Source organism: Burkholderia sp. KL41, assembly GCF_057005415.2.
In genome coordinates, this window is record NZ_CM174446.1 from 3,348,012 (window position 1) to 3,369,990 (window position 21,979).

At 67.5% G+C, this 21,979-nt stretch carries 17 protein-coding genes; 8 read left to right on the forward strand and 9 right to left on the reverse strand.

Going from position 1 to position 21,979, the window contains the following annotated elements:
• Nucleotides 1-75 precede the first annotated feature (75 nt).
• On the reverse strand, nucleotides 76-720 hold the full coding sequence (gene maiA / locus PQB87_RS15770; RefSeq protein ID WP_059688681.1) for a maleylacetoacetate isomerase: 645 nt from the start codon (nucleotides 718-720) through the stop codon (nucleotides 76-78).
• A 193-nt stretch (nucleotides 721-913) separates the two neighbouring features.
• Between maiA and ybiB the strand changes: the two genes are divergently transcribed.
• Together ybiB and leuA are read left to right on the forward strand one after the other, a co-directional pair.
• The gene (gene ybiB, locus PQB87_RS15775) at nucleotides 914-1,888 is read left to right on the forward strand and encodes a DNA-binding protein YbiB (RefSeq protein WP_059688680.1); all 975 of its coding nucleotides are present in this window, start codon (nucleotides 914-916) and stop codon (nucleotides 1,886-1,888) included.
• A gap of 380 nt (nucleotides 1,889-2,268) precedes the next feature.
• A complete protein-coding gene (gene leuA / locus PQB87_RS15780) occupies nucleotides 2,269-3,915 on the forward strand; it encodes a 2-isopropylmalate synthase (protein ID WP_233345267.1) in 1,647 nt (548 codons plus the stop codon).
• 142 nt (nucleotides 3,916-4,057) lie between these two features.
• Here leuA and PQB87_RS15785 read toward each other — a convergent pair whose 3' ends face one another.
• Nucleotides 4,058-4,441, reverse strand: a complete 384-nt coding sequence (locus tag PQB87_RS15785) for a nuclear transport factor 2 family protein (RefSeq protein ID WP_027789089.1) — start codon at nucleotides 4,439-4,441, stop codon at nucleotides 4,058-4,060.
• Nucleotides 4,442-4,486: 45 nt separating this feature from the next.
• The gene (locus PQB87_RS15790; protein ID WP_021163039.1) at nucleotides 4,487-5,056 is read right to left on the reverse strand and encodes an acyloxyacyl hydrolase; all 570 of its coding nucleotides are present in this window, start codon (nucleotides 5,054-5,056) and stop codon (nucleotides 4,487-4,489) included.
• 358 nt (nucleotides 5,057-5,414) lie between these two features.
• Between PQB87_RS15790 and rpoH the strand changes: the two genes are divergently transcribed.
• The 6 genes from rpoH to PQB87_RS15820 all read left to right on the forward strand — a co-directional run bounded on the left by rpoH (nucleotide 5,415) and on the right by PQB87_RS15820 (nucleotide 13,000).
• On the forward strand, nucleotides 5,415-6,350 hold the full coding sequence (gene rpoH, locus PQB87_RS15795; RefSeq protein ID WP_059688678.1) for an RNA polymerase sigma factor RpoH: 936 nt from the start codon (nucleotides 5,415-5,417) through the stop codon (nucleotides 6,348-6,350).
• 372 nt (nucleotides 6,351-6,722) lie between these two features.
• The gene (gene cydP, locus PQB87_RS15800; protein WP_174415966.1) at nucleotides 6,723-7,007 is read left to right on the forward strand and encodes a cytochrome oxidase putative small subunit CydP; all 285 of its coding nucleotides are present in this window, start codon (nucleotides 6,723-6,725) and stop codon (nucleotides 7,005-7,007) included.
• Nucleotides 6,997-8,577: a cytochrome ubiquinol oxidase subunit I gene (locus PQB87_RS15805; RefSeq protein ID WP_111938893.1), complete on the forward strand. Its 1,581-nt coding sequence runs from the start codon at nucleotides 6,997-6,999 to the stop codon at nucleotides 8,575-8,577. Before cydP ends, PQB87_RS15805 begins: the two co-directional genes overlap by 11 nt.
• 31 nt (nucleotides 8,578-8,608) lie before the next feature.
• Entirely contained in the window at nucleotides 8,609-9,745 is a 1,137-nt protein-coding gene (cydB, locus tag PQB87_RS15810; RefSeq protein WP_021163034.1) for a cytochrome d ubiquinol oxidase subunit II, read from the forward strand.
• Between the two features lie 55 nt (nucleotides 9,746-9,800).
• The gene (gene cydX / locus PQB87_RS15815) at nucleotides 9,801-9,917 is read left to right on the forward strand and encodes a cytochrome bd-I oxidase subunit CydX (RefSeq protein WP_059688674.1); all 117 of its coding nucleotides are present in this window, start codon (nucleotides 9,801-9,803) and stop codon (nucleotides 9,915-9,917) included.
• A 599-nt stretch (nucleotides 9,918-10,516) separates the two neighbouring features.
• Nucleotides 10,517-13,000: a beta-N-acetylhexosaminidase gene (locus tag PQB87_RS15820; protein ID WP_233345237.1), complete on the forward strand. Its 2,484-nt coding sequence runs from the start codon at nucleotides 10,517-10,519 to the stop codon at nucleotides 12,998-13,000.
• A gap of 154 nt (nucleotides 13,001-13,154) precedes the next feature.
• On the opposite strand, the gene nagE is transcribed toward PQB87_RS15820, so the two are convergent.
• The 6 genes from nagE to PQB87_RS15850 all read right to left on the reverse strand — a co-directional run bounded on the left by nagE (nucleotide 13,155) and on the right by PQB87_RS15850 (nucleotide 21,920).
• A complete protein-coding gene (gene nagE / locus PQB87_RS15825) occupies nucleotides 13,155-14,918 on the reverse strand; it encodes an N-acetylglucosamine-specific PTS transporter subunit IIBC (protein ID WP_059688672.1) in 1,764 nt (587 codons plus the stop codon).
• A gap of 97 nt (nucleotides 14,919-15,015) precedes the next feature.
• Nucleotides 15,016-17,598 carry a phosphoenolpyruvate--protein phosphotransferase gene (ptsP, locus tag PQB87_RS15830; RefSeq protein ID WP_060232908.1) on the reverse strand — a complete coding sequence of 861 codons (2,583 nt, stop codon included), beginning with the start codon at nucleotides 17,596-17,598 and terminating at the stop codon, nucleotides 15,016-15,018.
• Between the two features lie 15 nt (nucleotides 17,599-17,613).
• Nucleotides 17,614-18,621 (reverse strand): SIS domain-containing protein, encoded by a 1,008-nt coding sequence (locus PQB87_RS15835; RefSeq protein WP_027789081.1) that lies wholly within the window; start codon nucleotides 18,619-18,621, stop codon nucleotides 17,614-17,616.
• Nucleotides 18,614-19,717 carry an N-acetylglucosamine-6-phosphate deacetylase gene (gene nagA, locus PQB87_RS15840; protein ID WP_048025681.1) on the reverse strand — a complete coding sequence of 368 codons (1,104 nt, stop codon included), beginning with the start codon at nucleotides 19,715-19,717 and terminating at the stop codon, nucleotides 18,614-18,616. Before nagA ends, PQB87_RS15835 begins: the two co-directional genes overlap by 8 nt.
• Before the next feature lie 98 nt (nucleotides 19,718-19,815).
• Nucleotides 19,816-20,550, reverse strand: a complete 735-nt coding sequence (locus PQB87_RS15845; RefSeq protein WP_027789079.1) for a GntR family transcriptional regulator — start codon at nucleotides 20,548-20,550, stop codon at nucleotides 19,816-19,818.
• 458 nt (nucleotides 20,551-21,008) lie between these two features.
• The gene (locus PQB87_RS15850; protein WP_060067312.1) at nucleotides 21,009-21,920 is read right to left on the reverse strand and encodes a LysR family transcriptional regulator; all 912 of its coding nucleotides are present in this window, start codon (nucleotides 21,918-21,920) and stop codon (nucleotides 21,009-21,011) included.
• Nucleotides 21,921-21,979: the final 59 nt, after the last annotated feature.

Here is a 21,979-nt window from a genome sequence, read left to right on the forward strand (position 1 = left end):
GGCACGCATCGCACGGGGCGCCTTCGGGCGCCCTTTTTCATGCGCGCCCGGTCATGCATGCCGGGCGCACCGCGCTCATTCGGCGTCGGGCTGCGCGCCGGGTTCGGCGGCCTTGAACGCCTCGAGCGTCGACGCATGGTCGACGATCCGCTGGATCGTCGGATAACGCGTCGTGTCGATCGAGAAGCGGTTCGCGTTGAACACCTGCGGCACGAGGCACACGTCGGCGAGTGTCGGCGTGTCGCCGAAACACAGCTTGCCGGTGCGCGGATCGCTCGCGAGACGGGTCTCGAGCGATTCGAAGCCCGCCTCGATCCAGTGGCGGTACCACGCGTTCTTCGCCTCTTCGGGCACCTTCAGCGTGTGCTTCAGGTACTTCAGCACGCGCAGGTTGTTGAGCGGATGGATTTCGCACGCGATCTGCAGCGCCACCGCACGCACATAGGCGCGATCGACCGGCTGCTTCGGCAGCAGCGCCGGTTCCGGATGGGTTTCCTCGAGATATTCGATGATCGCGAGCGACTGCTGCAGCGTCGCGTCGCCGTCGGTCAGCGTCGGCACGACCGCGTCCGGATTCAGCGCGCGGTACGCGTCCTTCAGTTGCTCGCCGCCGTCACGCAGCATGTGCACGGGAACGTAGTCGAACGGCAGCTGCTTCAGGTTCAGGGCGATCCGCACGCGGTACGACGCGGAACTGCGGAAATAGCTGTAAAGCTTCATGGGATGTCTCTCGTAGTCGTATTCGGCCGGCAACGGCACGGGCGCGGCGCAGCCGGCGCGCGCACCGCCGGGAACCAGAGTGTAGCGCGCCGCGATGCGCCCCCTTGCTTGCGCCGGCCGTGCCCATGCGATACTCGGGCATTCCTCACCGCTCACAGCGCGGCCCGATGCCGGCCGCCCGCCCCACGCCCCGATGACCGCTTCCCACGACCCCGCCGCCGTTCCGTTCCCGTGCGCCCGCTTCATCAAGGAAATCGGCCGCGGCCCGAACGGCGCACGCGCGCTGTCCGCCGAGGACACGTTCGAGCTCTATCGCGCGATGCTCGACGCGCGCGTGTCGGATGTCGAACTCGGCGCGATCCTGATCGCCTATCGGCTGAAGGGCGAATCCGCCGACGAGCTGGCCGCGATGCTCGCCGCCGCGCAGGCGTCGTTCGAGCCCGTGCACGTACAGGACGCGGCGTTCCGCCCCGTCGCGATCCCGAGCTACAACGGCGCGCGCAAGCAGCCGAACCTCGTGCCGCTGCTCGCACTGCTGCTCGCGCGCGAAGGCGTGCCGGTGCTCGTGCATGGTGTCGAGCAGGATCCGGGCCGTGTGACGAGCGCCGAGATCTTCTCGGCGCTGTCGCTCGCGCCGTCGGCGTCGCACGATGCGATCGAGGACACGCTTGCCGAGCGCCGCGTCGCGTTCGCGTCGATCGAGGTGCTGGCGCCGCGCATCGCCCACCTGCTGTCGATGCGTCGCGTGCTCGGCGTGCGCAATTCGACGCACACGCTCGTGAAGATCCTGCAGCCGTTCGCACCGGCCGGCCTGCGGCTCGTCAACTACACGCACCCGCCGTACCGCGACAGCCTCGCGCAGCTGTTCCGCGACCATCCGGACGCCGCGCTCGGCGGCGCGCTGCTGGCGCGCGGCACCGAGGGCGAAGCCGTTGCCGACACGCGGCGCCAGGTACAGGTCGACTGGTTACACGACGGCGTGTGCGACACGCTGATCGAGGCCGAGCGCTCGTCGACCGATGCGCCCCCCGTCGCCCTGCCCGAATCGCGCGATGCGGCCACGACGGCCGCGTGGACGGACGCCGTATTGCGCGGCGAGGTGCCGGTGCCCGACACCGTCGCCCGCCAGGTCGCGACGATCGTGCAGATCACCCGCATCGCGCGCTGACGGCACGCCCGCGAACCGGCCCCGCGCGCCGGGCATTTGACACGCGGGCGCATCCTGGCATAGAGTTGCCGTCATGCGTTCCTTTCCGAACACCCTCCGAATTACCTCCGGCCGCCTAGCGCGGCCGCTATCGCTACGACTAGCCTAAGGCTGTCGTAGCGCCGTGTGCTGTCCGCACGGTCCCTCCCAGCAGTTCCTCGCAGTACCCCTCTCGCAGTTTTTACAACCCGAAGTCGTCAGCATTCGTCCGTCTATCCGTCGGCCGATTCGCGAAGATCATCCGCATCCGCAGCGCGCTCACGTGCCGCGGAGCGAGGCAGCGCCAACCGTCGCCCATGCCGCCCGTCTTCGCTCGCGACTTGAGACCCGAGGTCCAGAAGATGCAGCGCAATCCGCAAGACAAGTACCGTCCGTTCGAGCCCGTCCGCCTCAATGGCCGCAAATGGCCGTCGCGCACCATCGAGCGCGCGCCCGTCTGGATGAGCACCGACCTGCGCGACGGCAACCAGTCGCTGATCGAGCCGATGAGCATCGAGCAGAAGCTCGAATTCTTCGAGATGCTGGTCGCGATCGGGTTCAAGGAGATCGAAGTCGGCTTTCCGTCGGCGTCGCAAACCGACTTCGATTTCGTCCGCAAGCTGATCGACGACAAGCGGATTCCCGACGACGTGACGATCGAAGTGCTCGTGCAGGCGCGCGAAGACCTGATCGCACGCACGTTCGACGCGCTCGAAGGCGTGCCGCGCGCGATCGTGCACCTGTACAACGCGGTCTGCCCGTCGTTCCGCCGCATCGTGTTCGGGATGTCGAAGGCCGACGTGAAGGCGCTCGCGATCGACGGCACGCGCATCATCAAGGAGCACGCCGCCGCGCGCCCCGACACGCAGTGGACCTTCCAGTACTCGCCGGAAACCTTCAGCATGACCGAGCTGACGTTCGCACGCGAGATCTGCGACGCGGTCGCGCAAACCTGGCGCCCGACCCGCGACCACAAGATGATCGTCAACCTGCCGGCCACCGTCGAAGCCGCGAGCCCGAACGTGTTCGCCGACCAGATCGAATGGATGGACCGCAACCTCGCGTATCGCGACAGCATCGTGCTGTCCGTGCATCCGCACAACGACCGCGGCACGGCGGTCGCGGCGGCCGAACTTGCGCTGCTCGCGGGCGCCGACCGCATCGAGGGTTGCCTGTTCGGCAACGGCGAGCGTACCGGCAACGTCGATCTCGTCACGCTCGCGCTGAACCTCTACACGCAGGGCATCGATCCTGGCCTCGATTTCTCCGACATCGACGCGGTGCGCCGCGTCGTCGAACGCTGCAACCAGATTCCGGTGCATCCGCGCCATCCGTATGCGGGCGACCTCGTGTTCACCGCGTTCTCCGGTTCGCACCAGGACGCGATCCGCAAGGGCTTCGCGCAGCAGCGCCCCGACGCGCCGTGGGAAGTGCCGTACCTGCCGATCGACCCGGCCGACCTCGGCCGCAGCTACGACGCGGTGATCCGCGTCAACAGCCAGTCCGGCAAGGGCGGCGCGACGTTCCTGCTCGAACGCGGGATGGGCTTCACGCCGACGCGGCGCGTGCAGATCGAATTCAGCCACGCGGTGCAGACGCTTGCCGACGCGTCGGGAGAGGAAGTGACGGGCGACGCGATCTGCGCGCTGTTCGCGCGCGAATTCTTCGAGACCGACGGCCCGGCCGCGCGCCACGGCAACGGCGCGCGCTGGCAGAACCGCGAGATCGCGACGGCGCCCGCGGCGGATATCGCGCCTGACGATGCCGTGCGACGTTTGGCCGCGGCATTCGCGGCCGCCGCCGGCGTCGCGATCGACATTGCTTCGTGCGAACACGCGCGCACGACGGACGGGCGGCTCGCGGTATCGGTGGGTTGCCGGGTCGGCGATGCGCCGCTGCGGCACGGCGTCGGCCTGCACGCCGATGCGGCGGGCGCCGCGCTCGATGCGCTCGTCAGCGCGATCAATCGCTCGGCATGGCACTGCGCGGATCGCCGCGCGGCGGCCTGACGGCCGGTTCCGTTTCAGGGTTCAAACGTCAGCGAGCGGTGCGTGACCGCTCGTGCGCCGCGCGATCCGCGCCGCACGAGGCAGCAAAAAGCGGCCCAGAAGGCCGCTTCGATCGGGACATGAAAACGGGCGCCACGCGCGCTCATGTCTCGGTCGCGCACCGCGTCGCCTGCCACGCGAACAGGCTCCAGCGGCCCTGTTCGTGGGTGTGGACGGAGGTATACGCAATCGGGAAGACCAGGCCGCCGTTGTTCGTTTCCATCTCGATCAACGCGCGCCCGGTGACGACGCAGGTTTCATCGCCGACGGGCAGCACATCCTGCGACTGGATTTCGATCTGGCGATAGCGGCGGCGGCCGGCGACGATGGCGTCGATGAACTGCTGCTTGGTTTCGCGTTTGCCGTTGGTGTGCACGAAGAACACCTTGTCCGACAAAAGCGCGCCGAGCGCCTCGCCGTCGCCGTCCACCATCGCCCGGAACCGATCGCGCTCGAGCGCGCGGATCGCATCGATCACCTTCGCCATCGCCTGACTCCTCGGCAACGCGCACGCCGTGCGCGGGCGTGCGGATCAGAAGTTGTACTGCACGTAGAACTGGTGGAAATTTATACCAGGATTCGGCTCTTTGATACCCGCGTTAGACACATGTTCAAAACGGTAGCCGACCTGATACTGTTGCCGTTGGCCGAACTGCACGCCCACCCCCGCGGTCGGCGAGAACTGGAACGCCGTTCCCAGCGAGAAATGATCCGAGATCGTCGGGTGCGTCAGCAGCCGGACGCCGCCGCCGGCCTCGATGAACGGGCGAATCTCCCCGGCGCTCTTGATGAAGCGGAACAGCGGCGTCACGCCGAATTCGCCGATGCTGCCGTGAACGTTGCCGCCCGTGTGCCAGTAGCCGGCGTGCCCTTCCACGACGAACGCGAAGTGCCAACCGCCCATTTCCCACCAGTTCCAGCCCGGATCCCACACCACGCCGAGATCGCCCTTGTCGACCCCGTGGCGATCCGAAAAACCGCCGCCCGCCTGAATCCCCCATCGATCCGCGAATGCCGCGCCCGATCCTCCCAGAAGGGACGCCGCCAGCATCGCGTGCAGGACAAGCCGGCTGCGGGGCCGGCGATTCTTCTTATTGTTCATCTGACACTCCAACTTTGTGGGTTGAATGGAACCTGCCGCTTCGGCCGGCTCAAGCGAACTGAATGGTATGGTAAAGGACTTTTCGGATCGGCATCACGAAGCGAAATGGCTTCCTTCCAAAACAACAAAAATTGAAATCGTCTACTGATTACCATCTGAAACAACGGCTTACGGAACTTCGCCGCGCGTCCCCTGTCGCAGAATAGACTATCGACTCGACTAACTCGATAGAAAAACGGGAACTCCGATGCCCACGCTTGCTCTAAGGAATTAGCACTCAGCTTGCGGGAGTGCTAAGATGCCCCACGGAATCTCATTCGAGACCGGGGGTTTGTCCCTGATTCCAAAGGAGTTTTTAGTGAGCAACGCCCTGACCCTCCCGAACATCCTGAGCCCGACGCCGGCCAAGGCCGAATCGGCAGGCTCGCTGGCGCTCGCAGCTCAATCAATGTTGCCGGGCCAGCTTGGCAACATCGACGCGTACATCCAGGCCGTCAATCGCATTCCGCTGCTGACGGCAGAAGAGGAACGCCAGTACGCGACCGAATTCCGCGAAAGCAACAATCTCGACTCGGCACGCCGCCTCGTGCTGTCGCACCTGCGGCTCGTCGTGTCGATCGCGCGCAACTATCTCGGGTACGGCCTGCCGCACGGCGACCTGATCCAGGAAGGCAACATCGGCCTGATGAAGGCCGTGAAGCGCTTCGATCCGGCCCAGAACGTGCGTCTCGTGTCGTACGCGATCCACTGGATCAAGGCCGAGATCCACGAGTACATCCTGCGCAACTGGCGCATGGTGAAGGTCGCGACGACGAAGGCGCAGCGCAAGCTGTTCTTCAACCTGCGCAGCCACAAGAAGAGCATGCAGGCGATGACGCCCGAGGAAATCGACGGCCTCGCACAAGAGCTCAACGTCAAGCGCGAAGACGTGACCGAAATGGAAACGCGCCTGTCGGGCGGCGATATCGCGCTCGAAGGGCAGGTCGAAGACGGCGAGGAGTCGTACGCACCGATCGCCTACCTGGCCGACTCGCACAACGAACCGACCGCCGTGCTCGCCGCGCGTCAGCGCGACTCGCTGCAGACGGACGGCATCGCGCAGGCACTCGACGCGCTCGACGCGCGCAGCCGCCGCATCATCGAGGCGCGCTGGCTGCACGTCGACGACGACGGCTCGGGCGGCTCGACGCTGCACGATCTCGCCGCCGAGTTCGGCGTGTCGGCGGAACGCATCCGCCAGATCGAGGCGAGCGCAATGAAAAAGATGCGCACTGCCCTCGCCGAATACGCGTAAATCACTGGCGATTCAAAGCGCCTCATCGAAAACCGCTGCCTGACCGGCAGCGTTTTTTTTGCCCGCCTTTTTCACCGGTTTTTGGCCGGTTTATCACTCGCCTTTCCGCCCGCCTCTTCGCTCGTTTCTCCGTCGATTAATCGACCTGTTTGATCAGGTATTGGACGGTTCGCGGGCCCCTTCCGCATAAGCTTGATCTGCCTCAAGTTTCGGGCCGTGTTTCGCGACGGTCTGCCGCAGCGCAGCACTCGGCAGCGGAAAGCCGTCCTTTTAAAATTGGCATGTCAGGCGCAAAAGGATTAAAACAGCTTCACGGCCGTCATAAATCCGACGTAAAGTCGCCCCAATTCCGACGTAAGTCGATTCAGGAAAATCGCCTTGATCTCGATCAATAAAGAGCCAGCGCCGCCTCCCCCGCGGCCGGCCGGTTCGATCGGCTGGCGCGCGCGCATCGCCGCGTGGGCACGCGGCCCGACCCTCGCCCGCGACATCAGCCTGGTGCTGATCGTCAAGCTGATCCTCCTGATGTCGCTCAAATACGCATTCTTCAATCATCCGCAGGCCGAGCACATGTCGCTTCCGCCTGCCGCCGTCGCCGAGAAGCTGCTCTCGGTGCCGGCGCCTGCACCCACCGAGGGAGACCACCATGATAAGTAGCGAAGTCGTCGATCTGTCGCGTCTGCAGTTCGGCATCACGGCGCTCTACCACTTCCTGTTCGTGCCGCTGACGCTCGGCCTGTCCTGGCTGCTCGTCATCATGGAAGCCGTCTACGTGATGACCGGCAAACAGGTCTACAAGGACATGACCCAGTTCTGGGGCAAGCTGTTCGGGATCAACTTCGCGATGGGCGTGACGACCGGCATCACGCTCGAATTCCAGTTCGGCACGAACTGGTCGTACTACTCGCACTATGTCGGCGACATCTTCGGCGTGCCGCTCGCGGTCGAAGGCCTGATGGCGTTCTTCCTCGAATCGACGTTCGTCGGCCTGTTCTTCTTCGGCTGGAACCGCCTGTCGAAGGTCAAGCACCTGATGGTCACGTTCCTCGTCGCGCTGGGCTCGAACCTGTCCGCGCTGTGGATCCTCGTCGCCAACGGCTGGATGAACAACCCGGTCGGCGCCGAGTTCAACTACCAGACGATGCGCATGGAGCTGACGAACCTGTTCGACGTGCTGTTCAACCCGGTCGCGCAGGTGAAGTTCGTGCACACCGTGTCGGCCGGCTACGTGACGGCCGCGATGTTCGTGCTCGGCATCTCGTCGTGGTACCTGCTGAAGAAGCGCGACACCGACTTCGCACTGCGCTCGTTCGCGGTCGCGGCCGGCTTCGGTCTTGCGTCGACGCTTTGCGTGATCGTGCTCGGCGACGAGTCGGGCTATACGACCGGCGAAGTGCAGAAGATGAAGCTCGCCGCGATCGAATCGGAATGGGAAACCCAGCCGGCGCCGGCCTCGTTCACGCTGATCGGCATTCCGAACCAGAAGGAAGAGCGCACCGACTACGCGATCAAGATCCCGTACGCGCTCGGCCTGATCGCGACGCGCTCGATCGACGAACCGGTGATCGGCCTGCGCGAGCTCGCGAAGCGCAGCGAGGAGCACATCCAGAGCGGGATGGTCGCGTACGGCGCATTGCAGAAGATCAAGGAAGGCGACACGAGCGACGCGACCCGCGCATCGTTCGACCAGCACAAGCAGTATCTCGGCTACGGGTTGATGCTCAAGCAGTTCACGCCGAACGTGACCGATGCGACGCCGGAGCAGATCAAGGCCGCCGCGAAGAAGACCATCCCGCCGGTCGCGCCCGTGTTCTTCTCGTTCCGGATGATGGTGTTCCTCGGCATCCTGTTCCTCGCGACTTTCGTAGCCGCGTTCTGGTTCTGCGCGCGCCGCGAGCTGCTGCAGGACAACCGCCGCTGGTTCCTGCGCTATGCGGTGTGGGCAATCCCGCTGCCGTGGCTCGCCGCGGAATTCGGCTGGGTCGTCGCCGAGCTCGGCCGCCAGCCGTGGACGATCGCGGGCATCCTGCCGACGCATCTGTCCGCGTCCAGCCTGACGTCGACGGACCTGTACCTGAGCCTCGCCGGTTTCATCGCGTTCTACACGGCACTGTTCGTCATCGAGATCAAGCTGATGTTCAAGTACGCGCGCCTCGGCCCGTCGTCGCTGCATACCGGCCGCTATCACCACGAACTCGAGGCGGCCAGCGAGCGCGCCCCGGCCTGAGCACGCACCTGAAACGGAACAAGGAATCGCTATGGACTATGCAACTCTCAAGGTGATCTGGTGGCTGCTCGTCGGCGTGCTGCTGATCGGCTTCGCCGTCACCGACGGCTTCGACATGGGCGCGACCGCGCTGCTGCCGTTCCTCGGCAAGACCGACGAGGAACGCCGCATCATCGTCAACACCGTCGGTGCGACGTGGGAAGGCAACCAGGTGTGGCTGATCACGGCCGGCGGCGCGATGTTCGCGGCCTGGCCGCTCGTCTACGCGGCGTCGTTCTCCGGCTTCTACTTCGCGATGCTGCTCGTGCTGTTCGCGTTGTTCTTCCGGCCGGTGGGCTTCGACTACCGCAGCAAGCGCCCTGACCCGCGCTGGCGCGCGGGCTGGGACTGGGGCCTGTTCGTCGGCGGCTTCGTGCCGGCGCTCGTGTTCGGCGTCGCGTTCGGCAACCTGCTGCAAGGCGTGCCGTTCAAGTTCGACAGCGACCTGCGCGTGACCTATTACGGCGGCTTCTGGGCGTTGCTGAACCCGTTCGCGCTGCTGTGCGGGCTCGTCAGCCTCACGATGCTCGTCGCACACGGTGCGGCCTTCATCAAGATGAAGACGGAAGGCGTGATCGCGCGCCGCGCATCGATCGCGCTGCGCGTGGCGTCGTTCCTCGCCGTCGTGCTGTTCGTGCTGGCCGGCGTGCTGATCGCATCGTATGTCGGCGGCTTCCACATCACGCACGCCGCGCCGACCGATACGGTCGCGAACCCGCTGCTCAAGGACGTCGCCGCGGGCTCGGGCCTGTGGCTCGCGAACTACGGCGAATTCCCGTGGATGATCGCGGCGCCCGTCGTCGGGATCGCGGGCGGCCTGCTGGCGATGCTGCTCGCCGGCTCGAAGCAGGAAAAGACGGCCTTCTTCTGCACGGGGCTGATGATCGTCGGCGTGATCCTGACCGCCGGCTTCTCGATGTTCCCGTTCATCATGCCGTCGTCGCTCGACCCGAGAAGCAGCCTGACCGTGTGGGATTCGACGTCGAGCCACATGACGCTGCAGGTGATGCTGTTCGCGGTGATCGTGTTCCTGCCGCTCATCCTGCTCTACACGAGCTGGGTGTATCGCGTGATGCGCGGCAAGGTCACGCGCGAGGTGCTCGAAGAGAACACGCATTCGATGTATTGAACCCGGCCGGGGCGCGCAGGCGCCCCGCCGCCCCCGTTTCGCAAGGAGTCGGATCATGTGGTATTTCAGCTGGATTCTCGGTATCGGCGTCGCGCTGTCGTTCGGCATCGTCAATGCGATGTGGCTCGAAGCACGGCAGAAGACGCAGGAAGCACGCGTACCCCGCAACTGACGCGTTCGGCCGATCGGGCTGCCGCCGCCCGGAAGGAACCTCGCCTCGCGCGAGGTTTTTTTTCGCCCCGGCAGGCCGGACAAGCCGGACACGCCGATGCCAATTTAGCGCCAGATTGATACCACTTGAATACCAATAAAAGGTTTCATAAGATCTTTGGACACGGCCGCTGACAGGCCGAATCCACCTGGGTGGGGGAGACATGCGAATCCCGTATGCGGCGCGCGCGTGCGCGCCATCTCGCCGTCGCCGCGCGGCGGCCGGTTGCGCTTCGTCCACGACCCGCGCCGCCGTCGTCCGCGCCGGCCGCGCGTGCGCCTTTGTCATCGGGCGCGTCGCCACCGCGTCAGGGTCAGCGTCGTCCGCAGCCGCGGCCGCCATCGTGCCCGGCCGATGAGGACACGCACCCGTCCGCGCCGATCCGACCGGCACGCCTGCCCGCCGCCCGTTCCGTAACGCACGCATCCGCGTGCCGACTGCGCGCAGGGCAGCCGCATCGCCCGCGCACCCTGTTGTCCCCGCAGCTCCGTTGAAAGACCCGCCCGCAGCGACGTCATCCCGTGACGCCGCTACGCCCCCCTTTTTTCTCAGGAGTCCGCATGAGCCGAACCTTGTCCACCCTGTTTGCCGGCGTGCTGATCGCGGCACTGCCGCCGGTCGCGCTCGGCGCGCTGCCCGCGTCGAGTGCGGCGGTCGCGGCAGCCGGTGCCGCCCGTCCAACCGTGCCGCCGGCCGATCTCGCGGCGCGGCTGTCGAACGGCCTCGCGCTGCGCGTCACCGTCGACAACAATCACGCGGCCTCGGCCGGCGTGCCGTGCGCCGACCTCGGCGCCGACGGCGCGGCCTGCGCGACGGGCCGCCTGATCCTGCAGAACCGCGGCCACCAGGCGATCGCCGACGGCGGCTGGAAGCTCTACCTGCACAGCATCCGCCGCCTGCTGCGAATCGATCGCCCCGGCTTCGCGCTGCGGCGGCTCACCGGCGACCTGTACGAGCTGACACCGCAACCCGGCTCGGTGCGGCTGGCACCGGGCGAACGCATCGAACTGCCGTTCGTCGCCGAATACTGGCTGCTGCGCTACAGCGACGTGATCCCGCGCCCGTACGTGGTCGTCGAGGGCGCGCCGCCCGCCGTGCTCCGCTACGACGACACCGACGACGAGCTGCGCTACGTCGAATCGCTGCCGGCCGACGCGCAGAACAACTCGACGGGCAACGCGCCGCCCGTGGCCGCACGGCCCGACCCGAGCCGCGCGCTGCCGAGCGTGAAGCGCGAGCAGCCGCTGCCCGGCACGCTCGAATTGCGCGGTGTCGAGCTCGCCCTGCCCGATCTGCCGGACGCGCAGGTCGCGGCGCTGCGCGAACGTGCGACGACACTCGGGCTCGACGGCGCGCGCGTGCCGGTGCGGGGCGCCGTCGCGCCGCGCCGGCTGCCGGCCGACATCGCGACGCCGGGCGGCTACCGGCTCGCGATCGGGCCGCGCGGCGTGCTGATCGAGGGCTACGATCGCGCCGGCCTCTACTACGGCGTGCAGACGCTCTACTCGCTCGCACCGGCCGGCGGCGGCCCGATCCCGGCGATGCTCGTCGAGGATGCGCCGCGCTTCACGCATCGCGGGATGCACGTCGATCTCGCACGCAACTTCAAGCACCCGGCGACGCTGCGCCGCCTGATCGACCAGATGAGCGCGTACAAGCTCAATCGCCTGCACCTGCACCTGTCGGACGACGAGGGCTGGCGCATCGAGATTCCCGGCCTGCCCGAACTGACCGCGATCGGCTCGCGCCGCTGCCACGATCCGAGCGAGACGCGCTGCCTGCTGCCGCAGCTTGGCTCCGGCCCGGACAACCGCTCGGGCGGCGGCTACCTGACCCGCGACGACTACGTGGCGCTCGTGCGTTACGCGGCCGCGCATTTCGTCGAGATCGTCCCCGAGATCGACATGCCCGCGCATGCGCGCGCGGCCGTCGTGACGATGGAGGCACGTTACCGGCGGCTGCATGCGGCCGGGCGCGAGCAGGAAGCGAACGCATACCGGCTGCTCGATCCGCAGGACACGTCGAACCTGACGACGGTGCAGTTCTACGACCGCCGCAGCGACCTGAACCCGTGCGTGCCGGGCGCGCTCAATTTCGCATCGAAGGTGATCCGCGAGATCGCGGCGATGCATGCGGATGCGCAGGCGCCGCTGCACATCTGGCATTACGGCGGCGACGAGGCGAAGAACATCTTCCTCGGCGCGGGCTTCCAGCCGCTGAACGGCACCGATCCGAACAAGGGGCGCATCGATCTCGCCGCGCAGGACAAGCCGTGGGCGCGTTCGCCCGCATGCACGGCGTTGCTCCAGCGCGGCGAGATCAAGTCGATCGACGAGCTGCCGACGCGTTTCGCTCAGCAGGTGAGCGCGGCGGTCGGCGCGAACGGGATCGACACGATGGCCGCGTGGCAGGACGGCATCAAGCATGCGAACGGGCCGCAGGACTTCAGCACGCGCCATGTGATGGTGTCGCTGTGGGACACGATCTTCTGGGGGGCGTCGGACAGCGCGCGCGACCTGAGCGGCAAGGGCTACCTGACGGTGCTCGCGCTGCCCGACTACCTGTACTTCGACTTCCCGTACACGCTCAATCCGCGCGAGCGCGGCTACTACTGGGGCTCGCACGCGACGGACGAGTACAAGGTGTTCTCGCTCGCACCGGAGAACCTGCCGCAGAACGCCGAAGTGATGGGAGACCGTGACGGCAACGCGTTCGAGGTGACGGGCACGGGCGCCGCGCCGCGCATCGAAGGCATGCAGGGCCAGGCGTGGGGCGAAGTCATGCGCAACGACACCTTCCTCGAGTACATGACCTATCCGCGGCTGCTCGCGCTGGCCGAGCGCGCGTGGCACCGGGCCGACTGGGAGCTGCCGTATGCGGCCGGCGTGCGCTTCAAGCGCGGCGACACGCACCACGTCGACGTCGCCGCGCTGCAGCGCGACTGGGCCGGCTTCGCGACGCTGCTCACGCAACGCGAATTGCCGAAGCTCGACCGGGCCGGTGTCGGCTACCGGAAGCCGACCTTCACGCTGACGAATCCGTGATCGGCTGAACGACCGGGCGACGCGCGATGCAAACACGTGCATCGCGCCATCGCCCGCACCAAGAAAAAACGGCTTGCGACGCAATGATCGCAAGCCGCTTTCGTTTTGCCGGCCGGCCCGAATCCGCATCGCGGATCGGGCCGGCCTGATCACATCAGGCCGGCTGCGCGGCCGCCCCGCTGCCCGACGGCGGCAGGCGCGCGCCGAGCTGTTCGGCATAGCGTGCCGCCGCATTGCCGCAGACGATGTGGAACGTGTCGAGCGACACCCACGCGACGTCGAGCGCACCGAGACGATCGCGATCGACCGCCGACGGATCGCGCACGACCACACGCAGGCGCGTGGTCGCGATCGCGTCGAGCGACACGACGTTGGTCGCGCCGCCGAACACCGCGAGCCAGCGCGCCGGCTCCGGATCGAGCGGACCGGCGGCCGCGCCCGTGACGGGCTGCGCCGCGGCGGCCGTCGCCGTCGACGCGGCACCGGTCGCGCCGCTGCCGATCGCGGCACGCATCTCGTCGGCAATGATGTCCGCCTCGGGCCCGATGATCACCTGCACGCTGTTGCCGCCGCGCTTGAGCACGCCGCGCGCGCCGATCGACTTCAGTTCCGGCTCCGAGACCTTCTCCGGATCGACGACGGTCAGGCGCAGGCGCGTCGTGCATGCGTCGACGACCGACAGGTTGCCGGCTCCGCCCAGCGCGGCAATGTAGCGCTGCGCACGCGGCGCAGCCGCAGCGGCGCCCGCCGCCGGCGCGACGAAGCCGCCCGATGCGTACGATTCCGCGGCCGCGTCGGCCGATGCCGGCTCACGGCCCGGCGTGGCCATGTTGAACTTGCGGATGAAGAAGCGGAACAGCCCGTAATACGCGGCGCCGTACGCGATGCCGAGCGGGATCGCGATCCAGCCCTTCGTCGACAGCCCGTAGTTCAGCACGTAGTCGATCGCGCCGGCCGAGAACGTGAAGCCGAGCTTCACGCCGAGGATCTGGCAGATCGCGAGCGACAGCCCCGTCAGCACCGCGTGGATCACGTACAGGACCGGTGCGAGGAACATGAAGCTGAATTCGATCGGCTCGGTCACGCCGGTCAGGAACGACGTGAGCGCCATCGAGAACAGCAGGCCGCCGACCATCGCGCGGCGCTCCTTCGGTGCCTCGTGCAGCATCGCGAGACACGCGGCCGGCAGGCCGAACATCATGATCGGGAAGAAGCCGGCCATGAAGGTGCCCGCGGTCGGGTCGCCCGCGAAGAAGCGGTGCAGGTCGCCGTGCACGATCTCGCCGCCGGCGGGCGGCGTGAAGTTGCCGAACACGAACCACGCGAGCGAGTTGATGATGTGGTGCAGGCCCGTGACGAGCAGCAGGCGGTTCAGGAAGCCGAACACGAACGCACCGATCGCGCCCGCCGTCGTCAGCCACTGGCCGGCCGCGTCGATCGCATGCTGGACCGGCTGCCACACGTACCCGAACGCGATGCCGAGTACCACGCACACCAGCCCCGTGATGATCGGCACGAACCGCTTGCCGCCGAAGAACGCAAGGTAGTCCGGCAGCTTGATGTCCTTGTAGCGGTTGTACAGCAGGCCCGCGACGACACCCGCGATGATCCCGGACAGCACGCCCATGTTCAGCTTGGGATCGATGTCCTTCATGATCGCGGTTTCGATCAGGTAGCCGATCGCGCCCGCGAGTGCCGCCACGCCGTTGTTGTCTTTCGCGAAACCGACCGCCACGCCGATCGCGAACAGCAGCGGCAGGTTGTCGAAGATCGCGCCGCCGGCGTCGGCGATCATCTTGATGTTGAACACGTCAGGCTGGCCGAGTCGCAGCAGGATGCCGGCAACCGGCAATACCGCGATCGGCAGCATCAGCGCCCGGCCCAGGCCCTGTATTTTCAGAAACGGATTCCCGTTCATTCAGTCCTCCAATCCTTGTCTCGTCGTTAAGCGTCGTTAATCGTCGTTGAGCTGATTGCTTTCGTCGTAATACGGGTCGCGAACCTGCCGTCGACGCTCAGTCGAGCGGCCAGACCTCGCGACTTGCTGCCCTTACCGCCTGTGCCGAATCGAGCGCGAGCAGATCCTGCGCGCGCTGACGGCACAACTGGTAATCGAGACGGCGCACACGCGCCTTGATGCCCGGCACCGATACGGGGTCGACCGACAGCTCGGTCACGCCGAGGCCCACCAGGATCGGCACCGCGAGCGGATCGCCGCCGAGCGCGCCGCACACGCCGACCCACTTGCCGTGCTTCGCGGCACCGCGCACCGCGATGTCGATCAGGCGCAGCACGGCCGGATGCAGGCCGTCGGACTGCGCGGCCAGATCGGCCTGGCAGCGGTCCATCGCGAGCGTGTACTGCGTCAGGTCGTTGGTGCCGATCGACAGGAAATCCGCGTGCTGCGCGAGCTGGTCGGCCAGCAGCGCGGCCGACGGCACCTCGATCATCACGCCGACCTCGACCGGCTCGGTGCGGCCCTGGGCGCGCGCGAATTCGTCGATGCGCTTTTTCAGGCGCACGAGCTCGCCCGCGTCGGTCACCATCGGCAGCAGGATGCGCACCGCGCCGAACGGCTTCACCGCGAGCAGGCCCTGCAACTGATCGTCGAGCAGGTCGGGGCGCACCTGCGCGAGACGGATGCCGCGCAGGCCGAGCGCCGGGTTCGGTTCGGGCGGCAGCGTGAGGTAATCGACTTCCTTGTCGGCGCCGACGTCGAGCGTGCGGATGATCGCCGTGCGGCCCTGCAGCGCGTCGACGATCGACTGGTAGCTCTGCTGGTGCTCGACGACCGTCGGCGCGGCCTGGCGATGGATGAACATCAGCTCGGTACGCAGCAGGCCGACCGCGTCGGCGCCGTTGTCGACCGCGGTGTTCGCATCGTCGAGCGTCGCGATGTTCGCGGCGACCTCGATCGCGCGCCCGTCGACGGTGGCGGCCGCGGCCCCCGCCAGTTGCCGGTTCGCCTCGCGCACGCCGTCCAGGCGCTGGCGCTCGTGCCGCGCGCGCTCGACGTCGAGCGCGGTCGGCGCATGTTCGAGCCGGCCCGCGCTCGCATCGACGACGACCTGCGTGCCGTCCGGGATCGCGTACAGCGCATCGCCGACCGCCACCAGCGCCGGAATGCCGAGCTGGCGCGCGATGATCGCCGCGTGCGACGTCGCGCCGCCGCGCGCCATCACGAGCGCGGTCACGCGCTGGCGATCGAGCGACGACAAATCGGAAGGCGTGAATTCCTCGGCCGCGAGCACCGCCTCGTCGGGCAGCGCACGCGCGGCACCGTTCGTATGACCGAGCGCGCGCAGCACGCGCTTCTCGATGTCGCGCAGGTCGGCCGCGCGTTCGGCGAGCAGCGCGTCGTCGAGCTTCGACAGCGTGTCGATCTGCGTGCGGATCGTCGCGCGCCATGCGAAGCCCGCGCTCTTGCCGAGACTGATCAGGTCGCGTGCTGAGTCGATCAGCGTCGGGTCTTCCAGCAGCACGCGGTGCACCGCGAAGATGCCCGCTTCGCCGACCGCGCCGCGCGCCGATGCGTGGCGCACCGTTTCGTCGAGTTCGGCGTCGACGGCCTTCAGCGCCTGGTCGAGCTGGCGGCTCTCCGACGCGGGCGTGCCGGCGGCCTGTTCGGGCGGCACGATCTCCGCATCGTCGAGACGCACCAGCGTGCCGACCGCGATGCCGGGTGCCGCGCACACGCCCGCGAGCGTGTTCGGATCAATGGGTGCGCCGACGTTGCGCGCAACCGTCTGCGGCGCGGGCGACCTCAGCCGCGCCGGCTTTTCTTCGACTTCGCCGTGTGCTTCGCGCAGCAGCTCGTGCTCGACCGCATCGACGGCCTGCTGTGCGTGCGCGCCACGGCCGACCAGTTCGACCGTCGCGCCTTCGCCCGCACCGAGGCCGAGCAGGCCGACGACGCTCGCGATCGACGCCTTGCGGCCGTCGAACAGCACGTCGACGGTCGCGTCGAACCCGCGCACGGCTTCGCGCGCACGCGCGGCCGGCCGTGCGTGCAGGCCACCCGGCTGGGCCAGCACGATTTCACGGCGCACTTCGTGATGCGCCGCTGCGCCGGTTTGTGCCGCCTGCGCAGCCGCTTCGCCCTTGCCGCGCAACGTGAGCAGCGGCGTCTTGCCGGCCGTCGCGAAGCCGCTGGCACGATCGACGACCTCGAACGCATCCGAGTTCGCGATCGCGATCACCGACACGAGCGAATGCGCGCTGCGCGCCACCGCGTCCTGGTCGAACTCGATCAGCAGCGCGCCCGCCTCGACACGCGCGCCGGCCTCGACGTGCGCGGTGAAGCCCTGCCCGTTCAGCTCGACGGTGTCGATGCCGATGTGCAGCAGCACTTCCGCGCCTTGCGGCGTCGTGATCGTCACCGCGTGGCCGGTGCGCGCGAGATGCGACACGACGCCCGCGCACGGCGCGACGAGCTGGCCCGCGAGCGGGTCGATGCCGATGCCGTCGCCGAACATCCCGCCGGAGAACACCGGATCGGGCACGTCGGCCAGCGCGACGATCGGCCCGGTCAAGGGGCTGAGCAGGACGATCTGATCATGGGTGGAACTCTTCAACTGGGACTCCTCGGCGCGTCTCATCGGCTGTCTCGGCTATCAGTGCGTTTCGGTGACTTTGTTCAGGTGGCGCGGCGTGTCGGGATTGCGGCCGCGCGCGACGGCGAGATCCGCCGCCATTACGTAGAACGAAAGAATGGCGGCGATCGGGTCGAGCGCCGAGTGGGCGGACTGCGCGAGCGGCAAGGTCGCGCCGGGCGTGCCGGCGGGCGCCGCGAGCAGCACTGCGGCGCCGCGTGCGCGCATGTCTTGCGCGAGCTGCAGCAGGCCGGCCTGCTCGGGGCCCGGCGGGGCGAACACGAGCAGCGGATAGTCGCGGTCGATCAGCTCCATCGGGCCGTGACGGACTTCGGCGCTCGAGAACGCCTCGGCCTGGATACCGGAGGTTTCCTTCAGCTTCAGCGCGGCTTCCTGCGCGATCGCGAGGCCCAGGCCGCGGCCGATCACGATCATCCGCTCGACACCCGCCAGCGCGGCGACGGCCTGCGACCAGTCGAGCCGGCCGGCCTGCGCGAGCACGTCGGGCAGGCCACGCAATGCGGTCATCAGCGCGGCGTCGCGCTGCCAGTACGCGACGATCTGCGCGGACAGCGACAGCATCGCGATATAGCTCTTCGTCGCGGCGACCGACAATTCGGGGCCGGCGAGCAGCGGCAGCTGGTGCTCGCACGCGTCGGCGAGCGGCGACGGCAGCACGTTCACGGCCGCGACGGTGCGCGCGCCGGCTTCGCGCAGCGCGGCCATCGTGTTGACGAGATCGGGGCTCTTGCCCGACTGGGAGAAGGCGATCGCGAGCTGGTCCTGCACCTTCAGCGGCGCCTGCTGCAGCGTGGCGACCGACATCGGCAGCGACGCGACCGGCACGCCGAGGCGGCTCATCGTCAGGCTCGCGAAATAGCTCGCGGCGTGATCCGAGCTGCCGCGCGCGACCGTCAGCGCGACGGCCGGCGGGTGATCGAGCAATTGGCCGGCGAGCGCTTCGACGCGCGTGGTGTCGGCGATCTGCGCGGCGACGACCTGGGCGGACTCGCGCGCTTCCTTAAGCATATTCGACAATCGATTCTCCTTCGACGTAGGTCGCGGTGAGGTTCAGGTCGCGATCGAACACCGCGAGGTCGGCCCATGCACCGCGCTCGAGGCGGCCGCGATCGGCGATGCCGAGGTAGTCGGCCGCATAGCGCGACATCCGGTTCGACACATCGGCGATCGGCAGGCCGAGCGACACGAGGTTGCGCAGCGCCTGGTCCATCGTCAGCGTGCTGCCGGCGAGCGTGCCGTCGGCAAGACGCACGCCGCCGAGGCACTTCGTCACGTGCTGGCTGCCGAGCCGGTATTCGCCGTCGGGCATGCCCGTCGCGGACGTGCTGTCGGTCACGACGTACAGGCGCGGGATCGCGCGCAGCGCCGCACGAATCGCGCCCGGGTGCACGTGCAGCAGATCGGGAATGATTTCCGCGTATTCGGCGTGAGCAAGCGCCGCGCCCACCAGGCCGGGGTTGCGGTGATGCAGCGGCGACATCGCGTTGAACAGGTGCGTGAAGCCGCACGCGCCGTGCTTGAGCGCGGCGACGGCGTCGTCGTAGGTCGCGAGCGAATGGCCGAGCTGCACGCGCACGCCGCGCGCGGCCATCTCGCCGATGATCTCGATGTGGCCGGCGATTTCCGGCGCGAGCGTGACGACGCGGATCGGCGCGATCGACAGGTACTTCAGCACTTCGTCGAGCACGGCCGAGACGGCCGCGTCGGGCTGCGCGCCGAGCTTGCCGGGGTTGATGTACGGGCCTTCGAGATGCACGCCGAGCACGCGCGCGCCGCCCGGCGTGCGGGTACGCGCGACGCTGCCGAGGTTGCCGACGACTTTCATCAGTTCGTCGCGCGGCGCGGTCATCGTCGTCGCGAGCAGGCTCGTCGTGCCGAATTGCGCGTGCGTGCGGGCGATCGTCTCGATCGCGTCGCCGCCTTCCATCACGTCGGCGCCGCCGCCGCCGTGCACGTGCAGGTCGATGAAGCCGGGCAGGATGTAAGGCGCGTCGTTCTTCGCGGGATCGACGGGCTTGCCGTCGAGTGTCGTGATGCGGCCGTTCTCGCTATCGAGCGAACCCTGAATCCAGCCGTCGGGGGTAAGGATGTTTCCAGTCAGCATGACGTTCTCTTGATGATCTGGTGACGCGGGTATCCGCGTCGTGATTTGCAATTCCGTGTCGTTGCTTCACGGCTGTCGCGCGCGGGCAATCTCGCGCGTCAGCGTTTCAGTTCGGCGACGAAGTCGTAGTAATCGTCGCGGCAATACGTTTCGCTCACTTCGATCGCGCGCTGGTCGGCACCGTAGCCGATCCGCGTGATCACCAGCAGCGCCGAGCCCGGTTTCACCGCCATCCATTTCGCGATCGCGTGGGTCGCGTTCGCCGCGCGAAAGTGCTGCAGCGCGCGCACGACGGTCATCCCGCGCGCGTCGAGGTACTCGTACAGCGACGCACCGAGCGCCTGCGGATCGGGCACCACCGCGGCCGGCAGGGTCGAGTGCTCGACCGCCATCACGATGCCGTCCGCGCGGCGCAGCCGCTCGAGCCGCGCCACCGTCGCGCCGGGGGCGAGGCCGAGATGCGTGATCTCGTCGCGGCTCGCGGCGCGCAGCGTGCGCGACAGCCATACCGAATCGGGCACGAAGCCGCGCTGCTTCATCTTCGCGGTGAAGCCGACGAGACGCGACAGCGGATCGGCGACGCGCGGCGTGATGAAGCTGCCCGCCCCGCGCGCCCGCTTGATCAGCCCCTGCTCGACCAGCAGCGCGAGTGCGCGACGGGCCGTGATCCGCGATACGCCGACCGACACCGACAGCAACCGCTCCGACGGCAGCGCCTCGCCGGCCCGCCACGCGCCGGCGTGGATCGCGCTCGCCAGGTTGCGGGCGAGCTGCAGATAGAGCGGCGTATCGCTGAGGGGATCGGGCGCCAGTTCGGACCAGCCGGTTTCCATGTGCCTCCGGGTGTCGGACGACGACCGCAGGCCGTCGAAAGTGAGGGCATTATATAACCACCATAATACCAGTCAACGAACTGGTATTAGCGACGTGGAAATCGCCGAAAGCCTTGCCCGGCAAGCGTTTTAGTTGCGAGAAAGCCTTTGTTTACAACGCGATGCGGGATAGGGATTTACCCGGATTGGTATGCAAGGGGACAGTTCAAGCGCCGGATTTGCCGGGTTCGGAGGGATGGAAACGATACCGGAATAGAACCAGTTCGGCCGACTGGTATGCATCGACGTCGAGGGTGCCGGTACGACGGGGGCACGTGGATCGCCCGGCACCGGAAAGCCGCGGGCACACACCCTGCAATCGTGGACGGGACGAACGTTTACCGCAGCCGAATCTCACGCTGTCGTCCGCCGGCTCGAGATCCGCATCCGGCACGACCGTGATGTCCGAAGGCCCTGTCCTACTCGGCCGTCCTTTTCCACGAGCGGAACAGATCCAGCAGCGCACGGCATGGCGTCGACGTCGCCCCGCCCCGTCGCCACACCGCGCCGACGTCCATCGTCGGCACGGTCACGCTGAGATTGCGGCGGCTGATCCGGTTGCCTTCCAGGGACCAGGGCCGGTACACGAGGTCCGAGAGGATCGTCACCCCGTGCCCGAGCGCGACGAGGCTTCTCACGGCCTCGATCGACTTGCTCTGCATCCAGACGTTCGGCGTGATCCCGTAGCTTCCCCAGTACTTGCCGACGGTTCGCAGGTGCTCGTCCATGTCCAGCAGCAGATAGTTCTCGCGCGCGACGTCTTCGAGGGTGACGCGACGGGCGTCCTGCAGCGGATGATCCGGATGGGTCCACAACCGGCGAGGCGAACGAAGAATCGTCTCGTATTTCAGGTCGTCGACTTCCGCGGTGTTCGACACCAGCAGCAACGCAATATCGAGGCGATCGTCGGCCAGCATCTCCTCGATTGCTTCGCGTTCGTTTTCGACGATGCTCACGCCCAGGTTGCCGAACCGCCGCGAAATGGCGGACATCAGCGACGGCATCAGATACGCCGAGATGGTTTCGGTCATCCCGATACGGACATGCCCCGAGATCTGCTCGGGGTCCTCCTGCGCGGCGGAAACGGCACGGTCGATGGACATCGTCGCGTGCTGCACATGACGCAGGAATCGCTCGCCGGCCGGTGTCAGACGGACGCCTTTCGGATGACGCAGAAGCAGCGTGACGCCGACCGAATCCTCGAGTTTCCTCAATGCGATCGTCATCGACGATTGAGACACCGAACAAAGATTCGCCGACTTCGAAATTTGCCCCGTATCGGCAACGGAGACGAAGTATTCGATCTGGCGCAGGGTGATGTGCGTGTTCACGGGAAAGGGTCCGGGAAGTGCGGGCAGCGCAGGATCAGCGTTGTCCCGATGGTGCGGAC

Excerpts from the sequence above, each read along its gene's own strand:
- maiA (WP_059688681.1), bottom strand. The coding sequence starts at position 720 with ATGAAGCTTTACAGCTATTTCCGCAGTTCCGCGTCGTACCGCGTGCGG.
- ybiB (WP_059688680.1), top strand. The coding sequence starts at position 914 with ATGACCGCTTCCCACGACCCCGCCGCCGTTCCGTTCCCGTGCGCCCGC.
- leuA (WP_233345267.1), top strand. The coding sequence starts at position 2,269 with ATGCAGCGCAATCCGCAAGACAAGTACCGTCCGTTCGAGCCCGTCCGC.
- PQB87_RS15785 (WP_027789089.1), bottom strand. The coding sequence starts at position 4,441 with ATGGCGAAGGTGATCGATGCGATCCGCGCGCTCGAGCGCGATCGGTTC.
- PQB87_RS15790 (WP_021163039.1), bottom strand. The coding sequence starts at position 5,056 with ATGAACAATAAGAAGAATCGCCGGCCCCGCAGCCGGCTTGTCCTGCAC.
- PQB87_RS15805 (WP_111938893.1), top strand. The coding sequence starts at position 6,997 with ATGATAAGTAGCGAAGTCGTCGATCTGTCGCGTCTGCAGTTCGGCATC.
- cydB (WP_021163034.1), top strand. The coding sequence starts at position 8,609 with ATGGACTATGCAACTCTCAAGGTGATCTGGTGGCTGCTCGTCGGCGTG.
- cydX (WP_059688674.1), top strand. The coding sequence starts at position 9,801 with ATGTGGTATTTCAGCTGGATTCTCGGTATCGGCGTCGCGCTGTCGTTC.
- PQB87_RS15820 (WP_233345237.1), top strand. The coding sequence starts at position 10,517 with ATGAGCCGAACCTTGTCCACCCTGTTTGCCGGCGTGCTGATCGCGGCA.
- nagE (WP_059688672.1), bottom strand. The coding sequence starts at position 14,918 with ATGAACGGGAATCCGTTTCTGAAAATACAGGGCCTGGGCCGGGCGCTG.
- ptsP (WP_060232908.1), bottom strand. The coding sequence starts at position 17,598 with ATGAGACGCGCCGAGGAGTCCCAGTTGAAGAGTTCCACCCATGATCAG.
- PQB87_RS15835 (WP_027789081.1), bottom strand. The coding sequence starts at position 18,621 with ATGCTTAAGGAAGCGCGCGAGTCCGCCCAGGTCGTCGCCGCGCAGATC.
- nagA (WP_048025681.1), bottom strand. The coding sequence starts at position 19,717 with ATGCTGACTGGAAACATCCTTACCCCCGACGGCTGGATTCAGGGTTCG.
- PQB87_RS15845 (WP_027789079.1), bottom strand. The coding sequence starts at position 20,550 with ATGGAAACCGGCTGGTCCGAACTGGCGCCCGATCCCCTCAGCGATACG.